This is a genomic window from Reyranella aquatilis, from assembly GCF_020880995.1.
GTDB classification, from domain to species: domain Bacteria; phylum Pseudomonadota; class Alphaproteobacteria; order Reyranellales; family Reyranellaceae; genus Reyranella; species Reyranella aquatilis.
On sequence record NZ_JAJISD010000004.1, the window covers coordinates 397,370 to 420,049 of the forward strand.

At 67.3% G+C, this 22,680-nt stretch carries 22 protein-coding genes; 5 read left to right on the forward strand and 17 right to left on the reverse strand.

Features of this window, described 5'->3' with window-relative positions:
• Positions 1-41: 41 nt before the first annotated feature.
• From LJ725_RS12320 to LJ725_RS12335, 4 genes are all read right to left on the reverse strand, one after another.
• Complete coding sequence (locus LJ725_RS12320; protein ID WP_289297922.1) at positions 42-1,721, reverse strand: thiamine pyrophosphate-requiring protein; 1,680 nt, start codon at positions 1,719-1,721, stop codon at positions 42-44.
• 30 nt (positions 1,722-1,751) lie between these two features.
• Entirely contained in the window at positions 1,752-2,933 is a 1,182-nt protein-coding gene (locus LJ725_RS12325) for a vWA domain-containing protein (RefSeq protein ID WP_230550950.1), read from the reverse strand.
• Between the two features lie 22 nt (positions 2,934-2,955).
• The gene (locus LJ725_RS12330; RefSeq protein WP_230550951.1) at positions 2,956-3,804 is read right to left on the reverse strand and encodes an AAA family ATPase; all 849 of its coding nucleotides are present in this window, start codon (positions 3,802-3,804) and stop codon (positions 2,956-2,958) included.
• Between the two features lie 78 nt (positions 3,805-3,882).
• Entirely contained in the window at positions 3,883-4,578 is a 696-nt protein-coding gene (locus LJ725_RS12335) for a cytochrome b/b6 domain-containing protein (RefSeq protein ID WP_230550952.1), read from the reverse strand.
• 200 nt (positions 4,579-4,778) lie between these two features.
• Here LJ725_RS12335 and LJ725_RS12340 point away from each other — a divergent pair, with 200 nt between their 5' ends.
• Positions 4,779-5,234 carry a c-type cytochrome gene (locus LJ725_RS12340; RefSeq protein ID WP_230550953.1) on the forward strand — a complete coding sequence of 152 codons (456 nt, stop codon included), beginning with the start codon at positions 4,779-4,781 and terminating at the stop codon, positions 5,232-5,234.
• Positions 5,235-5,324: 90 nt separating this feature from the next.
• Here LJ725_RS12340 and LJ725_RS12345 read toward each other — a convergent pair whose 3' ends face one another.
• The 3 genes from LJ725_RS12345 to LJ725_RS12355 form a co-directional block, all read right to left on the reverse strand.
• Positions 5,325-5,975 (reverse strand): hypothetical protein, encoded by a 651-nt coding sequence (locus tag LJ725_RS12345; protein WP_230550954.1) that lies wholly within the window; start codon positions 5,973-5,975, stop codon positions 5,325-5,327.
• Positions 5,976-6,660: 685 nt separating this feature from the next.
• On the reverse strand, positions 6,661-7,524 hold the full coding sequence (locus tag LJ725_RS12350) for an alpha/beta fold hydrolase (RefSeq protein WP_230550955.1): 864 nt from the start codon (positions 7,522-7,524) through the stop codon (positions 6,661-6,663).
• Positions 7,521-7,901: a hypothetical protein gene (locus LJ725_RS12355; protein ID WP_230550956.1), complete on the reverse strand. Its 381-nt coding sequence runs from the start codon at positions 7,899-7,901 to the stop codon at positions 7,521-7,523. The genes LJ725_RS12350 and LJ725_RS12355 overlap by 4 nt, the downstream gene beginning before the upstream one ends.
• 118 nt (positions 7,902-8,019) lie before the next feature.
• Here LJ725_RS12355 and LJ725_RS12360 point away from each other — a divergent pair, with 118 nt between their 5' ends.
• The 3 genes from LJ725_RS12360 to LJ725_RS12370 are packed head-to-tail and all read left to right on the forward strand — an operon-like array spanning position 8,020 to position 10,206.
• Positions 8,020-8,517, forward strand: a complete 498-nt coding sequence (locus LJ725_RS12360) for an SEL1-like repeat protein (RefSeq protein WP_230550957.1) — start codon at positions 8,020-8,022, stop codon at positions 8,515-8,517.
• Complete coding sequence (locus LJ725_RS12365; protein WP_230550958.1) at positions 8,514-9,719, forward strand: tetratricopeptide repeat protein; 1,206 nt, start codon at positions 8,514-8,516, stop codon at positions 9,717-9,719. The genes LJ725_RS12360 and LJ725_RS12365 overlap by 4 nt, the downstream gene beginning before the upstream one ends.
• A 22-nt stretch (positions 9,720-9,741) precedes the next feature.
• The gene (locus LJ725_RS12370) at positions 9,742-10,206 is read left to right on the forward strand and encodes an MmcB family DNA repair protein (RefSeq protein ID WP_230550959.1); all 465 of its coding nucleotides are present in this window, start codon (positions 9,742-9,744) and stop codon (positions 10,204-10,206) included.
• A 3-nt stretch (positions 10,207-10,209) separates the two neighbouring features.
• Here LJ725_RS12370 and LJ725_RS12375 read toward each other — a convergent pair whose 3' ends face one another.
• From LJ725_RS12375 to LJ725_RS12395, 5 genes are all read right to left on the reverse strand, one after another.
• Entirely contained in the window at positions 10,210-12,408 is a 2,199-nt protein-coding gene (locus tag LJ725_RS12375) for a peptidase domain-containing ABC transporter (RefSeq protein ID WP_230550960.1), read from the reverse strand.
• A gap of 110 nt (positions 12,409-12,518) precedes the next feature.
• Positions 12,519-13,805, reverse strand: coding sequence for a methionine adenosyltransferase (gene metK / locus LJ725_RS12380; protein ID WP_230550961.1), 1,287 nt, complete (start codon positions 13,803-13,805; stop codon positions 12,519-12,521).
• Positions 13,806-13,997: 192 nt separating this feature from the next.
• Positions 13,998-14,468 (reverse strand): helix-turn-helix domain-containing protein, encoded by a 471-nt coding sequence (locus tag LJ725_RS12385; protein WP_230550962.1) that lies wholly within the window; start codon positions 14,466-14,468, stop codon positions 13,998-14,000.
• 178 nt (positions 14,469-14,646) lie between these two features.
• Positions 14,647-16,167, reverse strand: coding sequence for an apolipoprotein N-acyltransferase (lnt, locus tag LJ725_RS12390; RefSeq protein WP_230550963.1), 1,521 nt, complete (start codon positions 16,165-16,167; stop codon positions 14,647-14,649).
• A 26-nt stretch (positions 16,168-16,193) separates the two neighbouring features.
• Positions 16,194-17,024, reverse strand: coding sequence for a hemolysin family protein (locus tag LJ725_RS12395; protein WP_230550964.1), 831 nt, complete (start codon positions 17,022-17,024; stop codon positions 16,194-16,196).
• A 167-nt stretch (positions 17,025-17,191) separates the two neighbouring features.
• On the opposite strand from LJ725_RS12395, the gene LJ725_RS12400 reads away from it, so the two are divergent.
• The gene (locus tag LJ725_RS12400; protein ID WP_230550965.1) at positions 17,192-18,022 is read left to right on the forward strand and encodes an aldo/keto reductase; all 831 of its coding nucleotides are present in this window, start codon (positions 17,192-17,194) and stop codon (positions 18,020-18,022) included.
• A gap of 51 nt (positions 18,023-18,073) precedes the next feature.
• Here the strand turns inward: LJ725_RS12400 and ybeY are convergent, their stop codons facing one another.
• From ybeY to LJ725_RS12425, 5 genes are read right to left on the reverse strand one after another with little or no spacing between them, the layout of a single operon-like run.
• A complete protein-coding gene (gene ybeY, locus LJ725_RS12405; protein ID WP_230550966.1) occupies positions 18,074-18,562 on the reverse strand; it encodes an rRNA maturation RNase YbeY in 489 nt (162 codons plus the stop codon).
• A complete protein-coding gene (locus LJ725_RS12410) occupies positions 18,534-19,463 on the reverse strand; it encodes a PhoH family protein (RefSeq protein ID WP_230551017.1) in 930 nt (309 codons plus the stop codon). The genes ybeY and LJ725_RS12410 overlap by 29 nt, the downstream gene beginning before the upstream one ends.
• 41 nt (positions 19,464-19,504) lie before the next feature.
• On the reverse strand, positions 19,505-20,920 hold the full coding sequence (gene miaB / locus LJ725_RS12415) for a tRNA (N6-isopentenyl adenosine(37)-C2)-methylthiotransferase MiaB (protein ID WP_230550967.1): 1,416 nt from the start codon (positions 20,918-20,920) through the stop codon (positions 19,505-19,507).
• A 44-nt stretch (positions 20,921-20,964) separates the two neighbouring features.
• Positions 20,965-21,834, reverse strand: a complete 870-nt coding sequence (locus tag LJ725_RS12420; RefSeq protein WP_230550968.1) for a lysophospholipid acyltransferase family protein — start codon at positions 21,832-21,834, stop codon at positions 20,965-20,967.
• Positions 21,827-22,669 carry a GNAT family N-acetyltransferase gene (locus tag LJ725_RS12425; protein ID WP_230550969.1) on the reverse strand — a complete coding sequence of 281 codons (843 nt, stop codon included), beginning with the start codon at positions 22,667-22,669 and terminating at the stop codon, positions 21,827-21,829. The genes LJ725_RS12420 and LJ725_RS12425 overlap by 8 nt, the downstream gene beginning before the upstream one ends.
• Between the last annotated feature and the right edge of the window lie 11 nt (positions 22,670-22,680).

Genomic DNA, 22,680 nt, shown 5'->3' on the forward strand with positions numbered 1-22,680 from the left:
CCCGTCGCGCACTTTACGACAGTGCGTGTGTCACACCCCCGCTATTTCGGCGTCGAGATCGTCGTTTCCTTGGAGGTGATGAACTCGAGCAGGACGGGCACGCCCTTCTTCGTCTGTTCGATGCCGCGCTTGATGGCCGGCACGATGTCCTCCGGCTTGGTGATCCGTTCGCCGTAGCCGCCGAAGGCCCTGGCCATGGCGGCGTAGTCGCCCGAAATGTCGGTCGAGCGGTACTTCTCGGTCGACACCTTCATGATGTGCAGTTCGATCGCCATCGAGAAGTTGTTGAGCAGGATCGACATGATCGGAATGCGCTCGCGCACCGCCGTCTCGAAGTCCATGCCGGTGAAGCCGATGGCGGCGTCGCCCCAGACGTTGATGCAGAGCTTGTCCGGGCAGGCGAGCTTGGCGCCCATGGCAAGGCCGAGCCCGTAGCCCAGCTGCGTGGTCTTGCCCCAGCCGATGTAGGTGTGCGGCGCGGTCGTCTTCCAGAACGGCGAGAGCTGGTCGCGCGGGCTGCCGGCGTCGTGGGTGATGATCGTGTTGGCCTTGTCGACCGTGTGCTGCAGGTCCCACAGCACGCGATAGGGATTGAGCGGCGCCTCGTTGTTGGTGAGCTTGGGCATCCACTCCTTAAGCCACTCGTCGGCGATCGGCTTGATCTCGGCCACCACCGGCGCGGCATCGCGCTGCTTGCCGCCCACGAGCTTGCTGCACTCGTCGATCATGGCGCGCAGCGCGAGCTTGGCATCGCCGATCAGGCCGTACTGGCACCGCACGTCCTTGTTGAGATGGTTGGGATCCAGCGTCGTGTGGATCACCGTCTTGCCCTTCGGCATCGAGATGCCGAAGTTCGTCTCGGTGAAGGAACAGCCGATGCCGAACAGCACGTCGCACTTGTCGAGGAAGTGGCGGACCTGCCGGGGATAGGCACGGCCGCCGGAGCCCAGCGACAGCGGATGGGTCTCGTCGAAGCTGCTCTTGCCCTGAAGCGAGGTGCAGACCGGAATCGCCAGCAGCTCGGCCAGTTCCTTCAGCTCGTCATAGGCTTCGGCCCAGTGCACGCCGTGGCCCGCATAGATGACCGGGCGCCTGGCCTCGACCAGTACCCTGGCGGCTTCCTTCACCGCCGCCGGATCGGGACCGTAGCGCGTCGGCTTGATCGGCTCGTAGGTCAGCGGATCGGGCGCGTCCTCGCCATTGGCCTCGGCCGGGAACTCGATGATGACCGGCGAACCGCGGCCGTTGCGCAGCAGACTGAAGGCCCGGCGCATGATGTTCTCGATGTCGGCGCCCGAGGTGATCGGCTCGGCGTGCTTGGCGACATGCGCCATGGTGATGGTCGAGTTGAAGTTCGGCGGCACGTGCGCGATGCGCCGCGGATAGCCCGCCGGGATCACCAGCAGCGGCACCGATTCGCCGTAGGCCTGGGCCACGCCGCCATAGGCGTTCTCCGAACCCGGGCCGCTCTGCATGCAGAACACGCCCATCTTGCGGCCCTTGGTCAGGCGCGACATGGCGTCGGCCATGTGCAGGCCGATGCGCTCCTGGCGCACGATGATCGGGCGGATGTCGATCGCCGCGCAGTGCTCGATCAGATGGTTGACGGGATAGGCGAAGAGATACTCGACCCCCTCGCGCTTCAGGATTTCGGCGACGGCCGGGCCGGTCTTCATTCTTGCCTCCCAATCGACAGTGTCATCCTGAGCGCAGCGAAGGATCCTTCGCTACGCTCGGGATGACACCGCGTGTTACTTGTTCAGTTCCTTCATCGCGCTGTCGAGGCCGCCCAGGGTGAGCGGGAACATGCGGTTGCCGGTGAGCTGCTGCAGCAGCTGGATCGACGGCGTGTAGCTCCAGTGCCGCTCGGGCACCGGATTCAGCCATACCATGCTGCGATAGGTGTCGGAGACGCGCTGGATCCAGGTCTGCCCGGATTCCTCGTTCCAGTGCTCCACCGAGCCGCCCGGATAGGCGATCTCGTAGGGGCTCATCGAGGCGTCGCCGACGAACAGCACCTTGTAGTCCGGCGGATAGGTGTGCAGCAGCTGCTGCGTCGAGAAGGTGTCGACGTGGCGGCGGCGATTGTCCTTCCACAGCTTCTCGTAGAGGCAGTTGTGGAAGTAGAAGAACTCGAGGTGCTTGAACTCCGAGCGCGCCGCCGAGAACAGCTCCTCGCAGACGCGGATATGCGCGTCCATCGAGCCGCCGATGTCGAACAGCAGCAGCAGCTTCACCTTGTTGCGCCGCTCCGGCACCATCTTGATGTCGAGGTAGCCGGCATTGCGCGCGGTCGAGCGGATCGTGTCGGGCATGTCGAGCTCGACCTCGGCGCCCTCGCGCGCGAACTTGCGCAGGCGGCGCAGCGCGATCTTGATGTTGCGCGTGCCGATCTCGACCGTGTCGTCGAGGTTCTTGTACTCGCGCTTGTCCCACACCTTGACGGCGCGACCCTCGCGACCCTTGTCCTGGCCGATGCGCACGCCCTCGGGATTGAAGCCGTAGGCGCCGAACGGCGAGGTGCCGGCCGTGCCGATCCACTTGCTGCCGCCCTGGTGGCGCTTCTGCTGCTCCTCGAGACGCTTCTTCAGCGTCTCCATGAGCTTCTCCCAGCCGCCCATCGCCTCGATCTGCTTCTTCTCCTCCTCGGTCAGAAGCTTCTCGGCCAGCTTGCGCAGCCATTCCTCGGGAATTTCGGCGGCGATGCCCTCGGCGGGCAGCGCCTCGAGGCCCTTGAAGACGGTGCCGAACACGCGGTCGAACTTGTCGAGGTTGCGCTCGTCCTTCACCAGCGCGGCGCGCGACAGATAGTAGAAGTCGTCGACGCTGTAGTCGGCCACTCCCTTGTCCATCGCCTCCATCAGGGCGAGATATTCCTTGATGGAGACCGGCAGCTTGGCATTGCGCAATTCGAGGAAGAAATTCACGAACATCGCGTTCTCCTCTCCGCCGTGATTACTGGCGCTGCTCCCGCCGCGCCATGAAGGCCAGGCGCTCGAACAGATGGACGTCCTGCTCGTTCTTGAGCAGCGCGCCGTGCAGCGGCGGGATCAGCTGCTTGCTGTCCTTCGACCGCAGCGACTCCGGCGACATGTCCTCGACCATCAGCAGCTTCAGCCAGTCGAGCAGCTCGGAGGTCGACGGCTTCTTCTTGAGGCCCGGCACTTCGCGGATGTCGTAGAACACGTTCAGCGCCTCGCGCAGCAGGTTGCGCTGCAGGTCGGGGAAGTGGACGTCGACGATCTGCGTCATCGTCTCGCGATCGGGGAAGCGGATGTAGTGGAAGAAGCAGCGGCGCAGGAAGGCGTCCGGCAGCTCCTTCTCGTTGTTCGAGGTGATCATCACGATCGGGCGCTGCTCCGCCTTGATCGTCTGCTGCGTCTCGTAGACGTAGAACTGCATGCGATCGAGTTCGAGCAGCAGGTCGTTCGGGAACTCGATGTCGGCCTTGTCGATCTCGTCGATCAGCAGGATCGGCCGCGTCTCGGAGGTAAAGGCCTCCCACATCTTGCCGCGCTTGATGTAGTTGCCGATGTCCTTCACGCGCTCGTCGCCGAGCTGGCTGTCGCGCAGGCGCGAGACGGCGTCGTACTCGTAGAGGCCCTGCTGCGCCTTGGTGGTCGACTTGATGTGCCACTCGATGATCGGCGCGTTCAGCGCCTTGGCCACCTCGTGCGCCAGCACGGTCTTGCCGGTGCCCGGCTCGCCCTTGATGAGCAGCGGGCGCTGCAGCGCGATGGACGCGTTAACGGCAACGCGCAGGTCGTCGCTGGCAACGTAGGAGTCGGTACCGGTAAATTTCATGGTGCAAAATCCAAATTTCACTGTTGTTTCAACCACCCTAGAGGGGCGGTTTCGGGCCAGCAAGGCCGCGCGAGCAGGTCAGCCGCCCGCGCGCACGATGAAATAGACCAGGGCGGCGCAGGCCAGCAGGACAGACATCGCAAGGCGGCCCGAGGCGAAGCGGAGCCGCGGTGCAGGCTCGCCCGGCTCCACCGCCTGATCCAGCCGCTTGCGGCCGGTGATCATCGGGCCGATCAGATTGTGCCGCTTCCAGACGAGGTAGAGCGCGACGGCCGCGACGTGGACCGCCACCAGGATCAGCAGCACGTTGATCCACCAGGCATGGAAGGCGGTGGCACGGTCGACCCATTTGTCGGCGACCTTGAGCGCCAGGGGTCCGTTCACCATGCCGGTGTCGGTGTCGGCCGCGAAGAGACCGGCCACGACCTGGGCCAGCACGGCGAAGATCAGGACGACGACCATCGCGCCGCCCATCGGGTTGTGGCCGACGTCGCGCGGCCCCTCCTTGCGGAAGAGATGACCGACATGGGTGAGCGCCGCCGCCGGGCCCTTCAGGAAGTGCGAGAAGCGGGCCGTGCTGCTGCCCACGAAGCCCCAGACGATGCGGAACAGCAGCAGCGTCAGGATGGCGTAGCCCGACCAGAAGTGTAGTTGCATCCAGTCGCCCTTGGCGCGGCCGCTGAAATACGAGGTCGCCATCAGGATTACGAGCAGCCAGTGGAACAGCCGGACGGGAACGTCCCAGACGAGGATCTTGTCGTTCTTGCCGGCCATCGGTCGTCATCTCCTGTGCAAGTCGCGAGCATAGTCGAACCGCGGGCCCGGTGGGCAGGGGTTGCGAGGAACGACCACACGCAGTCGTGATTGATGTTGGGGTCCGTGCAGGTTCGCTTTCTGCGCCAACCTCTGCAACAAATAGACCGTCGGCGAGGCATAAATTGTCCGTCGTCCGCAATTCTAAAGGGGATGGTACGATGAGGAAGACTTTGGTCGTGGCGCTGGTCGGTGCCCTGGCAGCCGGTGCGATGGTGGGCGGTGCGACGATCGCGATGGCCCAGGGCGACGTGATCGCCCAGCGCAAGGATAACCGCAAGCAGGCCGCCGCTGCGATGCGCGCCGTCAAGGCAATCGTCGACGCCAAGGGCCCGACGGCCGGCGCCGTCGAACAGGCCGCCAAGCTCAAGACGCTCGAGGCCGCCTTCGTGAAGATGTTCCCGGCCGGTTCCGACAAGGGCGAGACGCGCGCCCTGCCGGTCATCTGGACGGACTGGGCGGGCTTCGAGGCCGCCAGCAAGGCATCCGACGCCGCCTACGACAAGCTCGCGGTCGCCGCCGGCTCGGGCAATGCCGAGGCGCTGGCGACGGCCTTCGCCGATGTCGGCAAGACCTGCGGCGCCTGCCATCAGAAGTTCCAGGCGAAGGCCAACTAGGCGCCCGCCGGCTTCCAGAATCATCGCTTCAAGCGAAGGGCGGCGGTTTATCCCGCCGCCCTTTTTCGTTGGCTGAAGCGCGCCGGCCGGTCAGGCGGCCACGCCGCTCTGGCGCGGTGCCGTAAAGGCCCGCTGCACGATCGACTCGGCCTCGAAGCGCCAGGTGCGCGAAGCGTTCATCGGCGACAGGCGCAGCCGGTCGCGCATGTTCATCCAGCGCTCGAAGCCGAAAGCCACGTCGAGGGAATCGAGAACCGGCTCGCGCGCTCGGGGTTCGAGGGCGTCAAGTTCGACCGCAAACCACACCGCCACCCGTTCCCGAAGCTGCTGGCGAAGATGCGCGATCCCGCGGCCGACGGCCGGCGCCACGCCGCATACGCGCTGGGCGAAGTGCCAGACCGGCAGCCATTGCTCGAACGTCTGGGCCCTGTCCGACACCAGCAATGCGGTGCGCTTGGCCAGCGGCACCGCCCGGTCCACGGGACGATCCGGATCGAAGGCTCGGCTGACGGACAGGTCGAACGCGGCCTCATAGAGATCCGCGAGACGGGGAAAATGCTGGAAGAGGACGGTCGCCGGAACGCCCGCAATCGAGGCGATGATGGCCGGGCTCGGCTCGACGTCGCCCGCCTGGATGAGATCGAGGGTGGTCTGAACCAGGGATTGCCGGATCCGCTGCCCACCGACGATACGGCCGTCCTGGGAAAGCGAGACATCAACGGGGAATCCGACAATTTTCATGGAAACCGACCGGCGAGAGTTAGCGTGTCAAAAATCTAACACTGCTCGGATTTTGCGTAACTTGCAAAAATGCATATCTAACAACTCACACACCCTTATTTATCTGCATTTATCGTCCGTCAGATAGGCATTTTTGATGATCTGACATTGCATTTTAGCCGCAATATGTAAAAATCAAGCATATTGTCGTGACGAGCTGGATCGCAAGGGACGGCCGGAACGCGCCCCAAAAATACGAAAGGCCGGTCGCTTGGGGAACGACCGGCCTTCCTTATGAGCCCGCCTGGGTGTGTGGGGTATCGAAGCCTTGGGGTGTGTGGGAAGGGGCTTCGATGAACGGCTTGGGAGGCCGTCGGCGGGCTGTGTGGATCTCTCTGGTGGGAGCGCTCGGTCGAGCGCTGCCTGTGGGTTGTCGTTCAAAAACCTTCAGCGATGCAATTGGAGACCAAACCGGCCTCACGAAGAGACCGTAACAGCTGTACCATAAGACAGTTAGTTGCAAAATTGCATATCTTCTTTCGGAGGGGCCGGAGAAAGATCAACAAATCCTACACTAGCCTGCGGTCAGATAGTCGAAAAAAGGAGCGCACGGACCGCGCAGAACAAGCAAAAAACTCGACTTTCTCCAAGTTTTTCAACGAGAAAAGATCACCGGAGCCCTCGGGGACAGCATTTCTTGATGCAATTAGGCTTTTGCGATCCGGTCGAGGACCGGCCGCAGGTGCGCCAGGAAGCAATCCGGATTCTCGCTCATCGGGAAATGGCCGAGGCCGGGCATGATGATGCAGAGGGCGCCCGGCACCATCGCGGCCACCTCCTCGGTTTCCGCCGGCGAGCAGGAATAGTCGTACTCCCCGGTCAGCAGGAACAGCGGGCAGCGGCCGGTATCGATCGCGGCGATGCGCTGCCGCAGGTCCCCATCGACCTTGTAGAAGTGCAGATCCCCTTTGAAGACCCCCGGGCCGCCCTGCATGTAGTGCCAGAGCGTTTCCCAGCGGTCGGCCGCGGGGGCGTCGGGCCCCACCAGGCCGGAAACGATCCCGGCGCAGACCTCGCCCCCGTGTACGTCCGCGTGGTGCAGCCACTCCGTATCGTAGTAGGGCGCGACGTGGGCGGACGACTGCAGGCCGATGAGGGCCCGGAATCGGTCGGCGTGCTGGGCGGCGAGGTTGAGCACCAGGCGGCCTCCGATCGAACAGCCCATGACCACGGGCCGGTCCAGCGACAGGGCATCGGCGAAGGCAAGGACGAACGCCGTATAGAAGTCCCGTGTCAGGCGGTACTCCTCGGCCTCGAAACCCTGCGGCGGCGACGACTTGCCATGCCGGGGCATGTCGAAGGCGATGACGCGAAAGCGCCGGGTCACCTCGGGATCGGTCAGCACGCCCCGGTACTGCCGTCCGTCGGAACCGGCGGTGTGCAGGCAGATGAGCGGGATCCCCTCGCCCGCCTCCTCGAAATAGACGCGGTAGCGCCGGCCTTCGAAATCGAGCGAGAGATAGCGGCCGACGATCGGTTCGAGGGCGGGCAGACCCGGCGCGGCGCTCATCGTGCACCGCCTGCGGCGGCAGCCAGCGCCCGCGGCGCTTCGAGCACCGCCTTCAGATAGAGCAGGTTGGCCATCAGCGGCTGGAGATCGCCCTCGAACTTCATCAGGCCGCGACGCACCAGGGCCAGCAGGTCGTGGTCGCCCGGCGCCGGACGGGGTCGCCAGAAGCGCTGCCAGTCCGCCTCCTCGGCGCGCAGCGCGAAGCGCCACGACGGCATGACGAACGGCCCCTCTTCCACCTTCTCGATCCGCCCGCGCAGCACGTGGACCAGCCAGGCGCGCGGACGCGCCTCGACCAGGAAGGCGCCCGTGAGATGACGGCCGCGCCGCACCAGCGCCTCGTCCCCGTTCACGAGGTCCGCAAGTTTTTCCAGCATCCTTCCTCCCCTCCGGTCGTGACCCGCCAGCCCGCCGGGTTTCGTGTTTCGGCCTCAATTCCATGCTAGACGGTCCCCCGTCCAGCCGATACCGGCCGCGCCAACCGGGAGCCTGTCCTTGCCCTTCGTTCGTTCCGTCCGCGCCCTCCTGCCCCTCGCCGGGGCTGCCCTGTTGCTGGCCGCCGCGGCCCAGCCGGCGGCTGCCGGCATGGAAGAAGCGGTCAAGGCGCTGCAGGCCGGCGATCCCGTGACGGCCGAGAAGGAGCTGCAGGTGCTGGCCAAGGAGCGCGATCCGCGCGCCCAGTTCCTGCTCGGCCTCTACATCTACGGCAACGCCGAATCCAAGCTGTTCGACATCAACAAGGCGACCCCGCTTCTGCTCGATGCGTCCGAGCGCGGCTATCTTCCCGCGATGATCCCGCTGGCCGGCGCCTATGCCGAGGGCAAGGGCGTGCCCAAGAGCCTCTTCGAGGCCTACAAGTGGTGCGCGATCGCCGACCGGTGGAACGTGCCCAACGCCAATCTGGCGCTCGAGCAGGCGGCGCGCGAGCTGCCGGCCGACGAGGTCGAGAAGGCGAAGGCCGCCGCGCTCGCCTACCAGTTCAAGACGAAATGATCGCGGCGCGGCTGGCGCTCGCCGCGGCGCTCGTCGCCGCGGGCGCTGCCGCGCAGGCTCAGCAAGCCGCCGACGCCTCGGACGTGGCCGCATCGCTGCGTCCCGCCGTCATGGCCTACCGCCAGGGCGATGCCGCGACGGCCGAACGGACGCTGCGCGCGCTCGGCTCGTCGAATGCCGATGCCAACGCCTGGCTGGGCGCGATCCTGATCGATCGCGGCGCCAAGGCCGAAGGGCTGAGCCTTATCCAGCGTGCCGCGGATGCGGGATCGGCCGAAGGCCAGCACCGGCTCGCCCTCGTCTTCGCCACGGGCGACGCCGGCGTGCCGCGCAATCCCGCCCGGGCCGTTGAGCTTTTCGAGAAGGCCGCCGCGCAGGGACATCGCCGCGCGCAACTCAATCTCGGGCTGATCTTTCTTCGCGGCCAGGGCGTTCCGCGCGACGTGATCCAGGCCCGCGCCTGGCTGGAAAAGGCATCCGCCGACGGCGATCCCTACGCCACCTATGCGCTGGGGCGGGCGATGGCGGAGAACGCGCCGCCCGCTTCGGCCGATCCGACGCGGGCCGCCGATCTCTTCCGCCGCGCCGCCGAGAAGGGGCACATGCTCGCCGCCCTGCGCTACGGCCTGGCCCTGGCCGAGGGATCGGGCGTGAAGCAGGACCAGGCGGCGGCCCAGCGCTGGCTGGTCCAGGCCCAGCAGAACGGCGTTCCCGAGGCGGCGCTGGCGCTGGGCGACATGGCCGTGCGGACGCCCGCGACGCGCGACAAGGCGGCCAACGAGAAGATCCTGAAGTCGGCCATCAGCTGGTACCAGGCCGCGGCCAATGCCGGCGTGCCGTCCGGCCAGTTCAAGCTCGCCAACGCCTATCTCGCCGGCTCGGGCATGCCGCGGGATCCCGTCCAGGCGCAGTTCTGGTACGGCCGCGCCGCGCAGCAGGGACTGCCCGAGGCGCAGCAGGCGCTCGGCGTCATGCTGTTGACCGGCAGCGCCGGGACCAGCGATCCGGTGGAAGCCTTCAAGTGGCTGTACCTCGCCGAACGCGGCGGTCACCCGGAAGCGCGTGCCGTCCGCGAGAAGGCGGGCGACAAGGTCTCCGATCGCGATCGCAAGCGGGGCGAGGCGCTGGCCCAGGCGTTCAAGCCGGCCTCCGAGCTTCCGCTCGACGAAGGCCAGCCGCGCCTCGTGCCGGTCCGGCGCTGACGTGGTCCCCGATGAACCGGCGATGGAAGCGCCGGCCGTCGCGCGCCAGACGCGCCCTGACATCACCCTCGCCGTCTGCCGCGGCGCCTGCCGCCTGATGCGCCAGTCCGGCCGTACCGTGCTGCGCGAACTGCCGCTGCCCGACGGGCGCCGCGCCGACATCATGGCGATCGCCGGCAGCGGCGAACTCACCATCGTCGAGGTGAAGTCCTCGATCGAGGATTGGCGGGTCGACCAGAAGTGGCCGGACTATCTCGCCTGGTGCGACCAGCTCTACTTCGCCGTGCCGGTCGACTTCCCGCAATCGCTGATCCCCGAGGAGGTCGGCCTGATCGTCGCCGATGCCTATGGCGGCGAGATCCTGCGTCCTCCCGCGCGCCACCCGGTGACGGCGGCGCGGCGCAAGGCGCTGCTCATCGACTGCGCGCGCCTCGCCTCGGAGCGGCTGGCACGCCTCGAGGATCCGGAGTTCGTCGACCTCGCCTGACCGTCAGCCGGGCATCGCACGGGAAGTGGCGGTGGATGCCGCGCCCGGCGTCTGGCTGCGGCTCGCCTCGGCCATCCGGATGCGGGCATAGGCCATCACCTCGGTCGGCGGCCCCACCCGTTCGATGCGCCCGTCCATCACCAGCGCCACGCGATCGGCGATGGCGAGCGGCGCCAGGCGGTGGGTGATCATGATGACGGTGCGGCCGCGCGTGTTGGACTTGAGCTGACGCAGCAGCTGCTCCTCGGTGGCGGGATCGAGCGCGCTGGTCGCTTCGTCGAGGATCAGGATGCGCGGATTGCGGATCAGCGCGCGCGCGATGCAGAGAAGCTGGCGCTGTCCGGTCGAGAGTCCCTGCCCGCGTTCGCCGAGCACGGTGTTGTAGCCCTGCGGCAGGCGCTGGATGAAGTCGTGGGCACCGACGAATCGCGCCACCGCCACGACGCGGCCGGGATCCTTGTCGGCGACGCCCATCGCGATGTTCTCGCGCACCGATCCGGTGAAGAGCTGCAGGTCCTGCGGCACCGCGCCGATCTGCGCCCGCAACTGCGCCGGCGAGATGTGGGCGATGTCGGTGCCGTCCACCAGCACGCGGCCGTCGGTCGGCGTGACCAGACCCTGCACGAGATTGGCGATGGTGGTCTTGCCCGAGCCCGACGGGCCGACGAGGCCGATGATCTCGCCCGCCGCGATCGAGAGATCCATCTCGCGCAGGATGGGCGGCCCGCGATCGTGTGCGCGGTAGGTGACGCGCTCCAGCGCGATGTCCCCGGTCAGCGCCGGCATCGGCGCGAACTCGCCCGGCCGCGTTTCGGGCGGCTCGCGCATCAGCTCGTCGATGCGCTTGAAGGCGGCCCCCACCGCCTGGAGCTGGTGCCAGGCACCGGCGAGCTGGCGCATCGGCTGCAGCGCGCGCACGGCCAGCATGTTGGCGGCGACCAGCGCGCCGATCGTGAGGCGATGATCGGCGATCTCGCCGACGCCGATCATCACGATCGCCAGCGACGCCACGAGTTGCAGCGTGCCCGAGGCGCTGGCCGCGAGCGTGGCGAGGTTGCCGGCGCGCAGGCTGGCGCGGGCCGATTGCTCGACCCTGGCCTGCCAGCGCTTCTCGACTTCCGCTTCGAGGCCGAGCGCCTTGATGGTGGCGGCGTTGGCGACGGTCTCGTTGAGCGTCGAGCTCTTGGCCGCGAGCGCCTGGAACGTCTCGTCGGCCAGCCGCCGCTGCGCGCGGTGACCGGCGAGCGACACCGCGACCAGCACCGGCACCGCCAGCGCCGCGACGAGGCCGAGCGTGGCGCTGATGGCGAAGGTGGCGACCAGGAAGATCACGACGAACAGCAGGTCGATCGCCAGCACCGGCATCTGGCCGGTGAAGAAGCCGCGCAGCACGTCGAGCTGGCGCAGGCGCTCGGCGATGACGCCCGAGGGCGTCCGTTCGAAATGACGGTAGGGCAATGCCATCAGGTGATGCAGCACCTCGGCGCTCATCAGCGCATCGAGGCGCGCACCGGTCCTGGCGGACAGCCAGCCGCGCGCCACGCGCAGGCCGAAGTCGGCGCCATAGGCTGCGAGCATGCCGGCGCAGAGTACCGCCAGCGTCGACCGCAGCCCCTCGGGCGGACGGCCCGCGATCACCGCGTTGACCACCAGCATCATGAAGAGCGGCGTGAGGAGGCCGAGCAGGTTGATGAAGAACGATGCGGCCGCGAGCCTGACGACGACCGGTCGCAGGCGTGCCCAGAGCGGGGCGTACCATTGCCCGGCTGGAGACGGTCCCAGGGGCTGGCGCAGCAGCAGGGCACGCGTTCCGAGGGACCGCGCCTCCTCGGCCGTCGATTGCCAGACACGCCCTTCCATCACATCGAGGATGGTCCAGCCGTTGCCGCGGCCCGAGACCACGACGTGGGACGCCCCGTTGGCGCCGACGATGGCGAAGGGTACGGACAACTCGTCGAACGGCCGGCCGGCGAGATCGACCGCCTCGCCTTCGAGGCCGAGCCGCGCCGCCACCGTCAGGAAGGCGGTCTCGTCGAGGCCTGCCGCGGGAATTGCCACGAGACGGCGAATGTCGGCCTCGCTGACTGGGCGGCCGACCTGCTGGGCGATGTAGAGCAGCGCCCGCATCAGGGAATCGACGCGGCGATGGCCAGCGGCATCCCATTCGGGCTGCCGGAAGCCGCCGTTCTCGAGAGGGGCCATTTTCCAAGGGTATCAGAAATGCCCTTGGATTCAATTATCTGCGAGGGTTTCCTAAAGCAAAGGGCGCGCACCTGCCGGTGCGCGCCCTGCTTGTCGGAAGATCAGACGGCCTAGCGGGCGCCGAAGGCGCGCTTCAGCTCCGCGACGAGATCCGTGCGCTCCCAGGAGAAGCCGCCGTCCTTCTCGGGCTTGCGACCGAAGTGGCCGTAGGCCGCCGTGCGCTGATAGATCGGCTTGTTGAGCTGCAGCGAGCGGCGGATGTTGGTCGGACGCAGCGGGAAGAGATCCGACAGGACCTTCTCGAGCTTGCGCTCGTCGACCTTGCCGGTGCCTTCGGTGTTCACATAGAGCGACATCGGATCGGCGACGCCGATCGCATAGGCGACCTGGATCAGGCAGCGATCGGCGAGACCGGCGGCCACGACGTTCTTGGCGAGGTAGCGCGCGGCGTAGGCCGCCGAACGGTCGACCTTGGTCGGGTCCTTGCCCGAGAAGGCGCCGCCGCCGTGCGGGGCGTAGCCGCCGTAGGTGTCGACGATGATCTTGCGGCCGGTGAGGCCGCAATCGCCATCGGGACCGCCGACGACGAAGTTGCCGGTCGGGTTGACGAAGAAGTCGGCGGCCTTCTTGGGCATCCAGCCCTTGGGCAGCGACTTCTCGACGTGACCGGCGATCATCTCGCGGATCATGCCCGAATTGTACTTCTTGCCCTTCTTGTTGGCTTCGCGGTGCTGGGTCGAAACGACGACCTTGGTGGCGCCGACAGCCTTGCCGTCGGCGTAGCGCACCGTCACCTGGCTCTTGGCGTCGGGCTGCAGGTCGCCGAGCTCGCCCGAGCGGCGGGCCTTGCTCAGCACTTCGAGGATCTTGTGCGAGAAGAAGATCGGAGCGGGCATGAACGAGCCCTTCTCGTACTCTTCGGAGTCGCGGCAGGCGAAGCCGAACATCAGGCCCTGGTCGCCCGCGCCTTCCTGCTCACCGAGATTGCCGCCCTTCTTCTTGGCATCGACGCCCATCGCGATGTCGGGCGACTGGCCGTGCAGCAGCACCTCGACGTCGGCGCCATGGAAGGAGAAGCCGTCCTGGTCGTAGCCGATGTCGCGCACGACGTTACGGGCGATCTCGGTGATCGCTTCGCGGTTCACGACGGTGTGCTTGCCATACTTCTTCATGTACGGCTCGGAGGCGCGGCCCTCGCCGGCGACGACGATCTTGTTGGTCGTGACCAGCGTCTCGCAGCCCAGGCGGGTGTTGGCGTGGCTGTCGTCGGCGTGGCCGAGCTTCACGTCGTTGGCGATGAACGCGTCCAGGATCGCATCGGAAATCTGGTCCGCGACCTTGTCCGGATGTCCTTCAGAAACCGATTCGCTGGTGAAGATGTAGTCCTTGAGCGCCAAAGATCCCTCCCAAAGTTCGCATGGACTCCGGGCAGGGCGGTGCTTCCGCCAACGGCCGGCTTAGCCTTTATTTTCGCGGTGGCAAGTCGTCCAAATCCGTCCGCGGCGACCCCGCCCATCGGGGCCGCGGTGGTTAAAAACGCCAAATGGCAGTGGAAATCAAGAGGATCTCGGGCCTATTTCCTGCGCCGTTCAGGCGCGGGGCTGGCGTCCCTTGCGCGTGCCGACCGCCTCGGCATGGCTGGCCGCGCCGACCGCCTTGACCATCTCGAAGATGCGCTTGCGCACACGGCCCTCGCCGATCTTGTAGTAGGCGCGAACGAGTTCGAGCGTCTCGCGCTTGATGAGCGGGTCCTTCTCCTGCTCGAACGGCGTACCGGCTTCACCGAAGCCGCCTTTCTTGCCGCGGCCAGACACCGGCCGGCCGGCGAGCGCGTTCGAGGGCATCTCGTCGAAGAAATACGAAACCGGCACGTCGAGGACCTTTGCGAACTCGAACAGGCGGCTGGAGCCGATGCGGTTGGAGCCGCGCTCGTATTTCTGGATCTGCTGGAAGGTGAGGCCGACCGCCGTCCCGAGCTTTTCCTGGCTCATGCCGAGGAGCGTGCGCCGCTGGCGCATCCGCGCTCCGACGTGAACATCTACGGGATGCGACTTGGCCATCAGGTGCCTACTCCTTCCGAACGCTCAAACACGACGTAAACGCGCATACGACGCAATCGTGGCCGAATGGCGTGCAGCGAGTGCTGCCCGATCCACATGTGCAAAAATGCATATCTACACGCGTAGGATGCATATTACTTATGCTGCTCCAAACCCGAATGCAAGCCGAACCTCAAGGTTAACGGCTTGAGATTCCTGATTTTTTGCCAGAGGGGCCGCGGCCGAAAAGCCCAAGTGCGCCGGCCGCCAGGAGCAGAAGCACGAGAAGAGTCCCGTCCCCCCAGCGGCCATACGGCGTGGGCTCGCGCGCTGGGGGAATCCTGTGATCGATGATGCCTTCCTGCTCCATGTCCAGCGCGGCCAGCACGCGCCCGTAGGCGTCGATGACGGCGGAAACACCGGTGTTCGCCGCCCGGATCATCGGCAGGCCCTCCTCGACCGAGCGCAGGCGGGCGCTGGCGAGATGCTGGTAGGGACCGCTGGACAGGCCGAACCACGCGTCGTTGGTGACGTTCAGCAGCCAGCGCGGCCGCGCGCCGGGACCGGTGACGGCGGCGGGAAAGATCACCTCGTAGCAGATGATCGGCGAGACGGACGGCAGGCGTGGCAGGTCGAGCGTGACTCGCGACAGGCCCTCCTCGAACGAGCCGCGCCCGATGAAGCCGGACACCGGCGCGAGCTGCTTGTGGAACGGGATGTATTCGCCGAGCGGCACCAGATGGACCTTGTCGTAGCTGGCGACGATCGTCCCGGCCTGATCGATGACCAGCAGGGAGTTCCAGACCCCTTCGTCCCGCTTGCCGGTGCCGCGCGCCGCGCCAGTGAGAAGGTAGCCCTCCGGCGGCACGGCCTTCGCCATCACGTCCAGTGCGGGCGATCCCGGCTCGACGATGAAGGGCGGCGCGGTCTCGGGCCAGATCACCGCGGCCAACCGGTCGAACCCGTCGCGCCGGCTCATCTCGACCAGCTTGTTCACCTGACGGGCCCGGTTCTCGGGCCGCCACTTCTCGGCCTGCGGCGTGTTCGGCTGGACGATGCGCACCAGCGGTCCGTCGCCCGTCTCGGCCGGGGCCATCACCGACTGCCCCGCAAAGCCCGCGCCCGCCACGACCGCGAGCGCCAGCAGCGAGGCCCGCCAACCCGCCGCCGGCGCAGCGAGGATCATGAAGGTGAAAAGGCCGAGCCCGTAGACACCGAACAGCGCCGCCCCCTGCAGCAGGGGAACGGCAAAGGCCCAGACATGCGCCAGCGGATTCCACGCGTAGCCGGTGAAGACGTGGCCGCGCAGCCACTCGGCGACCGTCCAGGTGACGGCGAGCAGGAGCAGGCGCGCATACCGGCCGCCCAGCGCCGGCCAACGCCCGGCGGCCCACTTGGCGGCGCCCGCCGCCATGCCGGGAAAGAAGCCGAGAAGCGCCGCCAGTCCAATGACGATGGGCGGCCCCAGCAGAGCGTAGTCGGCGGGCGGCACGAAGAACGCCTCGACGATCCAGTAGGAGCCGACGGCGAAATGGCCGGTTCCCCACGCCCATCCCCGCAGCAGGGCGCTCTTCGGCCCCGGCGCGGTGTCCCACAGCCAGACGAAGGCCACCGCGCCGACGATGGCGAGCGGCAGCCAATGGAGGGGCGGCATGGCAAGGGCGGCGAGCGCACCGGCCAGGAAGGCGACGCCTGCGGCGCGCCAGCCTCTGAGGGTCATCGTGTCACGCGGCGGTCAGGCGACGGTCAGGCGGCGGGCGCCGTCGTCGGCGGCCGCACGCGCAGGCGGCGGATGCGCCGGGGATCGACATCGAGGATCTCGAATTCCACACCCGACGGATGGCGCACCACTTCGCCGCGCTCGGGAATGCGTCCCAGCAGCGAGAAGATCAGACCGCCGACCGTGTCGATCTCGCGTCGCTCGTCTTCCGACAGGACCTTGCCGATCTCCTCCTCGAGGAGCTCGATCGGCGTGCGGCCGTTGACGTCGATCGTGCCGTCGACACGGCGAGCGACCGTCGGCGTCTGCGCGACGTCGTGCTCGTCCTCGATCTCGCCCACGATCTCCTCGACGAGGTCCTCGATGGTGAGCAGCCCGTCGGTGCCGCCGAACTCGTCGACGACCAGCGCCATGTGCGTGCGCGAGCGGCGCATGTCGAGAAGCATGTCGAGCACCGGCAGGGTCGGCGCCACGAACACGACGCGCCGCAATATGTCGCGCAGGTTGAACTTCTTGGACGTGCCCCAGTAGGCCAGCACGTCCTTGATGTGGATCATGCCGATCACGTCGTCGAGCGATTCGCGGTAGATCGGATAGCGCGAATGCGCTTCGGCCTGGATCAGCCGCACCACCTCGTCGAGCGGCGTGTCGGCGGCGATGCCCACGATGTCGACCCGCGGCACCATGACGTCGGCCACCGTCTTGTCGCGCAGCTTCAGGATGTTGGCGAGCAGCTCGCGCTGGTCGTCGCTGATCGGAGTGTCGCTCTCGGGCGTCTCCTCGATCAGTTCCTCGATCGCCTCGCGGACGGCTTCGTTCTTGTCCCGGCGACGCAGGCGCCGCAGGAGTGCGCGCAACAGGCCACCGCTCGGGGCGACATCGGGAGCCGGCGATGTCACCGGGGTGCTAAGGGGCTCAGTCGACGAAGCCGGGCCGATGCCCGGCCTGGTACTGTGCGCTGTGGAGTCAGGCATGGCCGATAAGATAGGCTATCTCCCCCGCGTTGCAATCGTGGAAGTTCCTGATGCGTTCCTGCAAGCTTCCGTCCGGCGCTGAAATGCCGGTGCTCGGCCTCGGCACCTGGCGCATGGGAGAGAACGCCCGCCGCCGCGCCGAAGAACTCGACGCCCTCACTTACGGGCTCGATCTCGGCTATCCGATGATCGACACCGCCGAGATGTACGGCGAAGGAGTCGCCGAGGAGATCGTGGGCGACGCGCTACGGGGCCGCGACACCCTCCCCTTCATCGTGAGCAAGGTCTATCCGCACAACGCCTCGCGGGCGGGCACGATCGCCGCCTGCGAGCGCAGCCTGAAGCGCCTGCGGCTGGAGCGCATCGACCTCTACCTCCTGCACTGGCGCGGGGGCACGCGGATCGAGGAGACCTACGAGGCGTTCGACAGACTGAGGAGCGCCGGCAAGATCGCCGACTTCGGCGTCAGCAACTTCGATCTCGACGACATGCAGGACGCCGCACGGCTCGACAAGGGACGGACCGCCACCAACCAGGTGCTCTACTGCCTGTCGCGGCGCGGTCCGGAGTTCGACCTGCTGCCGTGGATGCGCAAGCGCGCGATCCCGTTGATGGCCTATTCGCCGCTCGACCAGGGCGGCCTGCTGCGCAAGGCACCGCTGAAGAAGCTCGCCGACGAGGTCGGCTGCACGCCCGCGCAACTGGCGCTGGCCTGGCTGTTCGCGCAGCCGGGCGTCGTCACCATCCCGAAATCCGCGAATCGAGAGCGCGTGAAGGAGAACTTCGCGGCACTCCAGGTCGAGCTGACGCCGGAGATCCTGCGCGAACTCGACCGCGCCTTCCCGCCGCCGAGGGCCAAGCAGCCCCTGGAGATGCTGTAGCTCGACAATCTATTGTTTCCTCCCCCCGTAAGACCGGGGAGGAGAAGAGCCTTAACGCTCCAGATACGGATCGGCGATGCCGAGCCTGGCCAGCACGCGACGCTCCAGCGCTTCCATGCGCTCGGCATCGTCCTCGCCGGTCTCGTGGTCGTAGCCCAGCAGATGCAGCGTGCCGTGAACGACCAGATGCGTGAAATGGTCGGCCGGCGACTTCTTCTGCTCGCGCGCCTCGCGCCAAACGGTCTGGCGGGCCAGCACCATGTCGCCCAGGAAATCGCGCTCGCCCGAGGGATAGGACAGGACGTTGGTCGGCTTGTCCTTCTTGCGGTCGCGCGCGTTGAGCACACGCACGCCCTTGTCGTCGTCGAGCGCGACGTTCAGCGAGCGCATGCCGCGACGTCGCGTGCCCGCGAACGCGGCTCGTGCGGCACGGCGCGCGAGCTTTTCAGCGTCGGGCAGCGCCTTCAGCCAGCCCTCGTCCAGCACGACGACCGTGCAGCGCAGCGCCGGCTCAGGCTTTGCTTTTCTTGTCGCGGGCATCGTAGGCATCGACGATGCGCGTCACGAGATCGTGGCGCACGACGTCCTGGGAGGTGAGCCGCACGAAGCGCACGCCTTCGACGTCGGCCAGCGTCTCGACGGCATCGTTCAGGCCCGACTTCTGGTTGTTCGGCAGGTCGGTCTGGCTGGGATCGCCGGTGATGACCATGCGCGAGCCTTCGCCGAGGCGCGTCAGGAACATGCGCATCTGCATCGGCGTCGTGTTCTGTGCCTCGTCGAGGATGACGTAGCAGTGCGCCAGCGTACGCCCGCGCATGAAGGCCAGGGGCGCGATCTCGATCTCGCCCGATTCCATGCGATGCGCGATCTGCTCCGCCGGGATCATGTCGTGCAGCGCGTCGTAGAGCGGCCGCAGGTAGGGATCGATCTTTTCCTTCATGTCGCCGGGCAGGAAGCCCAGCCGTTCGCCCGCCTCCACGGCGGGACGCGACAGCACGATGCGCTCGACCTTGCCGGCGAGCAGCAGCGACACGCCCATGGCCACCGCGAGATAGGTCTTGCCGCTGCCGGCCGGTCCCAGCGCGAACACCATGTCGCGTTCGCGCAGGGCGGCGAGATAGCCGCGCTGGCCGGGCGTGCGCGCCTGGATGGTGCGCTTGCGCGTGCGAATGCTCTCGGCATCGCCGCCTTCCGCGCCGCTGCGGGCAAAGCGCACGGCGGCATCGATGTCGGCGCTCTCGATCGACAGGCCGCGCTTCAGCCGCTCGTAGAGGCTGGCGATCGCCTTCTGCGCCACACCGGCATCGTCGGGCGTGCCGGTGATGGCAAGCTGGTTGCCGCGCGCGCTCAACTGGGCGTTCGTGAGCTGCTCGATGCGCACGAGATTGCGGTCGTGGTTGCCGTAGAGGACGGCGAGAAGCGCATTGTTGTCGAACGTCATGCGCCGGACGTCGGCGGCGCGGGTGCCGGCGACCTGGTCGCTCACGCAGCCACCTCGTAGTCGCCGGTGACGATCTCGCCCAGCAGGCTGTTGGCATAGCCTTCGATCAGCCGCACGTCGACGATCCGGCCGAACAGGCGCGGATCGCCCTGCGCGTAGACCGATTGCAGCCACGGCGTCTTGCCCATGATCTGCCCCGGCTTGCGGCCGGCCTCGGCGAACAGCACGGGTACGGTGGTGCCGGCCTTGGACTCGTTGAACGCGCGGGCCTGCTGTCCGACCAGCGCCTGCAGCGCGGCGAGCCGGGCCACCTTCACGTTCTCCGGCACCTGGTCGGTCAATGCCGCCCCGGGCGTGCCGGGACGGCGGCTGTAGCGGAAGGCATAGGCGGACGCGAAACCCACCTGCTCGATGAGCCGCATCGTCTCGTCGAAATCGGCATCGCTTTCCCCGGGAAAGCCCACGATGAAGTCCGACGACAACGCGAGGTCGGCACGCGCGTTGCGCAGCCGCTCGACGATGCGGAGATAGAGGTCGCGACCGTGGCCGCGGTTCATCGCGTCGAGGATGCGATCGGATCCCGACTGAACCGGCAGGTGCAGGTAGGGCATCAGCTGCGGCACGTCGCCGTGCGCGGCAATCAGGTCGTCGTCCATGTCGCGCGGATGGGAGGTCGTGTAGCGCAGCCGCGCGAGGCCGGGGATCTCGCCGATCGCGCGCACCAGCCGCGCCAGCGACCAGGTCGAGCCATCCGGCCCCTCGCCGTGATAGGCGTTGACGTTCTGCCCCAGCACCGTGAGTTCGAGCGCGCCGGCGGCCACGAGCTGCCGCGCCTCGGCGAGCACCGCCGAAGCGGGTCGCGAATACTCGGCACCGCGCGTGTACGGCACGACACAGAAGGTGCAGAACTTGTCGCAGCCTTCCTGGATCGACAGGAAGGCCGAGCCGGCCCGGATCCCCTGCGGCGACGGCAGGTGATCGAACTTGCTCTCCGGCGGAAACTCCGTGTCGAGCACGCCGGCACCCGGCACACGCTTGCCGCCCACGCCCGCCGCGGCCGACTTGCGCGCGACCTGGGCCAGCAGCTCGGGCAGACGGTGGTAGGCCTGCGGGCCCACGACGATGTCGACGGCGGGCTGGCGGCGCAGGATCTCCTCGCCTTCGGCCTGGGCGACGCAGCCCGCGACCGCGATCGTGTAGTCCCGGCCCTCGGCGCGGCGCTCGGTCTTCAGGTCGCGCAGCCGTCCCAGCTCGGAATAGACCTTCTCCGAGGCATGCTCGCGGATGTGGCAGGTGTTCAGCACGACCAGATCGGCCTGGTCGGGCGCTTCGGCCAGCGCATAGCCCAGCGGCCGCAGGACGTCGGCCATGCGATCGGAATCGTAGACATTCATCTGACAGCCGTAGGTGCGGATGAACACGCGCTTGGGCTGTCCGTCGGTGCGGACGTCCTTCATCGGTCTCCGGTGCTGGAACGCGCGGTTTCTATCACCGCCACCGATCAGGGTCGAGGGCCGGCGGGCGCCGGCTCGGCCAGCGGCGGCAGCAGCTCCGGGCGGCCGGAATTCGCCGCCTGCACGCCGGAGGAAACCTGGCGGAAGCAATGCTCGGCGAGCTTCTTGCGGTCGCCCAGCTGGTCGATGTCGATCGGCGGGAAGAAGGTGACGACCGCTTCGGTCTCGCCGAGGCATACCATCTGCCAGAGGTGCGGCACGAGGTCGAGATCGCCGAACCAGGCGAACAGGGGCCGCCAGTAGCGACCGAGCGGAATGCCGTCGAGCCGCGTGTAGGAGATCGCGACCGGCTGCACGACGATGGGCCGGTCGTCGCGCCGAAGCTGCGCCACCGCAAACAGGGCGCTGCGGAACGGCAGGACGCGCGTGCCGTCGCTGCTGGTCCCCTCGGGAAACAGCATGAGATTGTCGCCGGTGTTCAGGCGCCGCAGCATCTCGTCGCGGCTGTTGCTGGTCTTGCTCGAGCGCCGCTCGACGAAGATCGTGCGCTGCGCCTTCGCCAGCGTGCTGAAGAACGGCCAGGTCGCGACCTCGGCCTTGGCCACGAAGCTGCCGGGGATCAGGCCGCCCAGCACCTCGATGTCGAGATAGGAGACGTGATTGCAGACATAGAGGGTCGGCGTGACGGTCGACCGCGCGCCGTTCACCTTCACCTTGATCCCGAGGATGGTGCAGACCGTCCGGTGATAGAACACCGGCATCCAGCGCACGACCGGCGTGATGCGACAGGCGAGCGCCAGAAGATGGAACGGCAGCAGGACCAGCGTGAGCAGCAGGTAGCTCAACAGCCGAAACGCGCCACGCAGAGGAGAGCCGATCCAGGTCGCGGCGACAGGAGCGTCCGCCGCGCTACTCACGCATCCCGCGTTCGTAGTGGCGGATGTACTTCTCGGTCACCAGTTCGGTCTTCACGATGATGAAGACATCGGTGCTGTTGAATTCGGGGTCGATCACCGCGCCGTCGCCGACGAAGCCACCGAGCCTCAGGTATCCCTTGATCAGCGGCGGCACGCGCGCCATCGCCTTGCGCGGGTCGTAGCTGCCGGGCTCGAGCATATCCATCTTCACGTAGCGGCTCGGCAGCGCGCGCACGCGGATGTCGGGCGGCGCGAGATGATGGTGATAAAGGTAGGAAAGCGCCTGGGCGTGCTGCTCCGGATCGACGCCCGGCAGGCTGGCGCAGCCGAACATGACCTGGATGTTGTAGTGGTAGGCATAGAGCGCGATGCCGCGCCACAGCATCTGCATGGTCGCGGTGTTGCGCGCATCCTTGGCGATGCAGGAGCGGCCGAGTTCCAGGACCTCGCCCGGATAGTCGATCATCTTCTGGATGTCGTACTCGGCCGACGAGTAGAAGCGGCCCATCTTCAGCGCCGCCGACCGGCGGATCAGTCGATAGGTGCCGACGATGCCCTCGGGTCCTTCGCCGCGGCGGCGGTCGAGCACGAGCAGATGGTCGCAGACCTCGTCGAACGGATCGAAGTCGCGGCCGAGCGCCTTCATTTCGGGGGAGGCGTGCGCCGCCATTTCTTCATAGAAGACGCGGAACCGCAGTGCCTGTGCCGCTTCGATCTCGGCAGCGGTCTGCGCCAGGCGAACCTCGAAATCGCCAGCCACGACCTTCACGATCTCCGCATTGGAGACCGGCGGTCCGAGAAGCTCGGCTTCGCTGTCAACGCGGTCGATGCGCATGAACAATCCGC

Coding starts and splice junctions, on each gene's coding strand:
- LJ725_RS12330 (WP_230550951.1), bottom strand. CDS start 3,804: ATGAAATTTACCGGTACCGACTCCTACGTTGCCAGCGACGACCTGCGC.
- lnt (WP_230550963.1), bottom strand. CDS start 16,167: ATGACCCTCAGAGGCTGGCGCGCCGCAGGCGTCGCCTTCCTGGCCGGT.
- LJ725_RS12335 (WP_230550952.1), bottom strand. CDS start 4,578: ATGGCCGGCAAGAACGACAAGATCCTCGTCTGGGACGTTCCCGTCCGG.
- LJ725_RS12365 (WP_230550958.1), top strand. CDS start 8,514: ATGATCGCGGCGCGGCTGGCGCTCGCCGCGGCGCTCGTCGCCGCGGGC.
- LJ725_RS12400 (WP_230550965.1), top strand. CDS start 17,192: ATGCGTTCCTGCAAGCTTCCGTCCGGCGCTGAAATGCCGGTGCTCGGC.
- LJ725_RS12370 (WP_230550959.1), top strand. CDS start 9,742: ATGGAAGCGCCGGCCGTCGCGCGCCAGACGCGCCCTGACATCACCCTC.
- LJ725_RS12345 (WP_230550954.1), bottom strand. CDS start 5,975: ATGAAAATTGTCGGATTCCCCGTTGATGTCTCGCTTTCCCAGGACGGC.
- LJ725_RS12425 (WP_230550969.1), bottom strand. CDS start 22,669: ATGCGCATCGACCGCGTTGACAGCGAAGCCGAGCTTCTCGGACCGCCG.
- LJ725_RS12355 (WP_230550956.1), bottom strand. CDS start 7,901: ATGCTGGAAAAACTTGCGGACCTCGTGAACGGGGACGAGGCGCTGGTG.
- LJ725_RS12350 (WP_230550955.1), bottom strand. CDS start 7,524: ATGAGCGCCGCGCCGGGTCTGCCCGCCCTCGAACCGATCGTCGGCCGC.
- LJ725_RS12375 (WP_230550960.1), bottom strand. CDS start 12,408: ATGGCCCCTCTCGAGAACGGCGGCTTCCGGCAGCCCGAATGGGATGCC.
- ybeY (WP_230550966.1), bottom strand. CDS start 18,562: ATGCCCGCGACAAGAAAAGCAAAGCCTGAGCCGGCGCTGCGCTGCACG.
- LJ725_RS12385 (WP_230550962.1), bottom strand. CDS start 14,468: ATGGCCAAGTCGCATCCCGTAGATGTTCACGTCGGAGCGCGGATGCGC.
- LJ725_RS12325 (WP_230550950.1), bottom strand. CDS start 2,933: ATGTTCGTGAATTTCTTCCTCGAATTGCGCAATGCCAAGCTGCCGGTC.
- LJ725_RS12410 (WP_230551017.1), bottom strand. CDS start 19,463: ATGACGTTCGACAACAATGCGCTTCTCGCCGTCCTCTACGGCAACCAC.
- miaB (WP_230550967.1), bottom strand. CDS start 20,920: ATGAAGGACGTCCGCACCGACGGACAGCCCAAGCGCGTGTTCATCCGC.
- LJ725_RS12340 (WP_230550953.1), top strand. CDS start 4,779: ATGAGGAAGACTTTGGTCGTGGCGCTGGTCGGTGCCCTGGCAGCCGGT.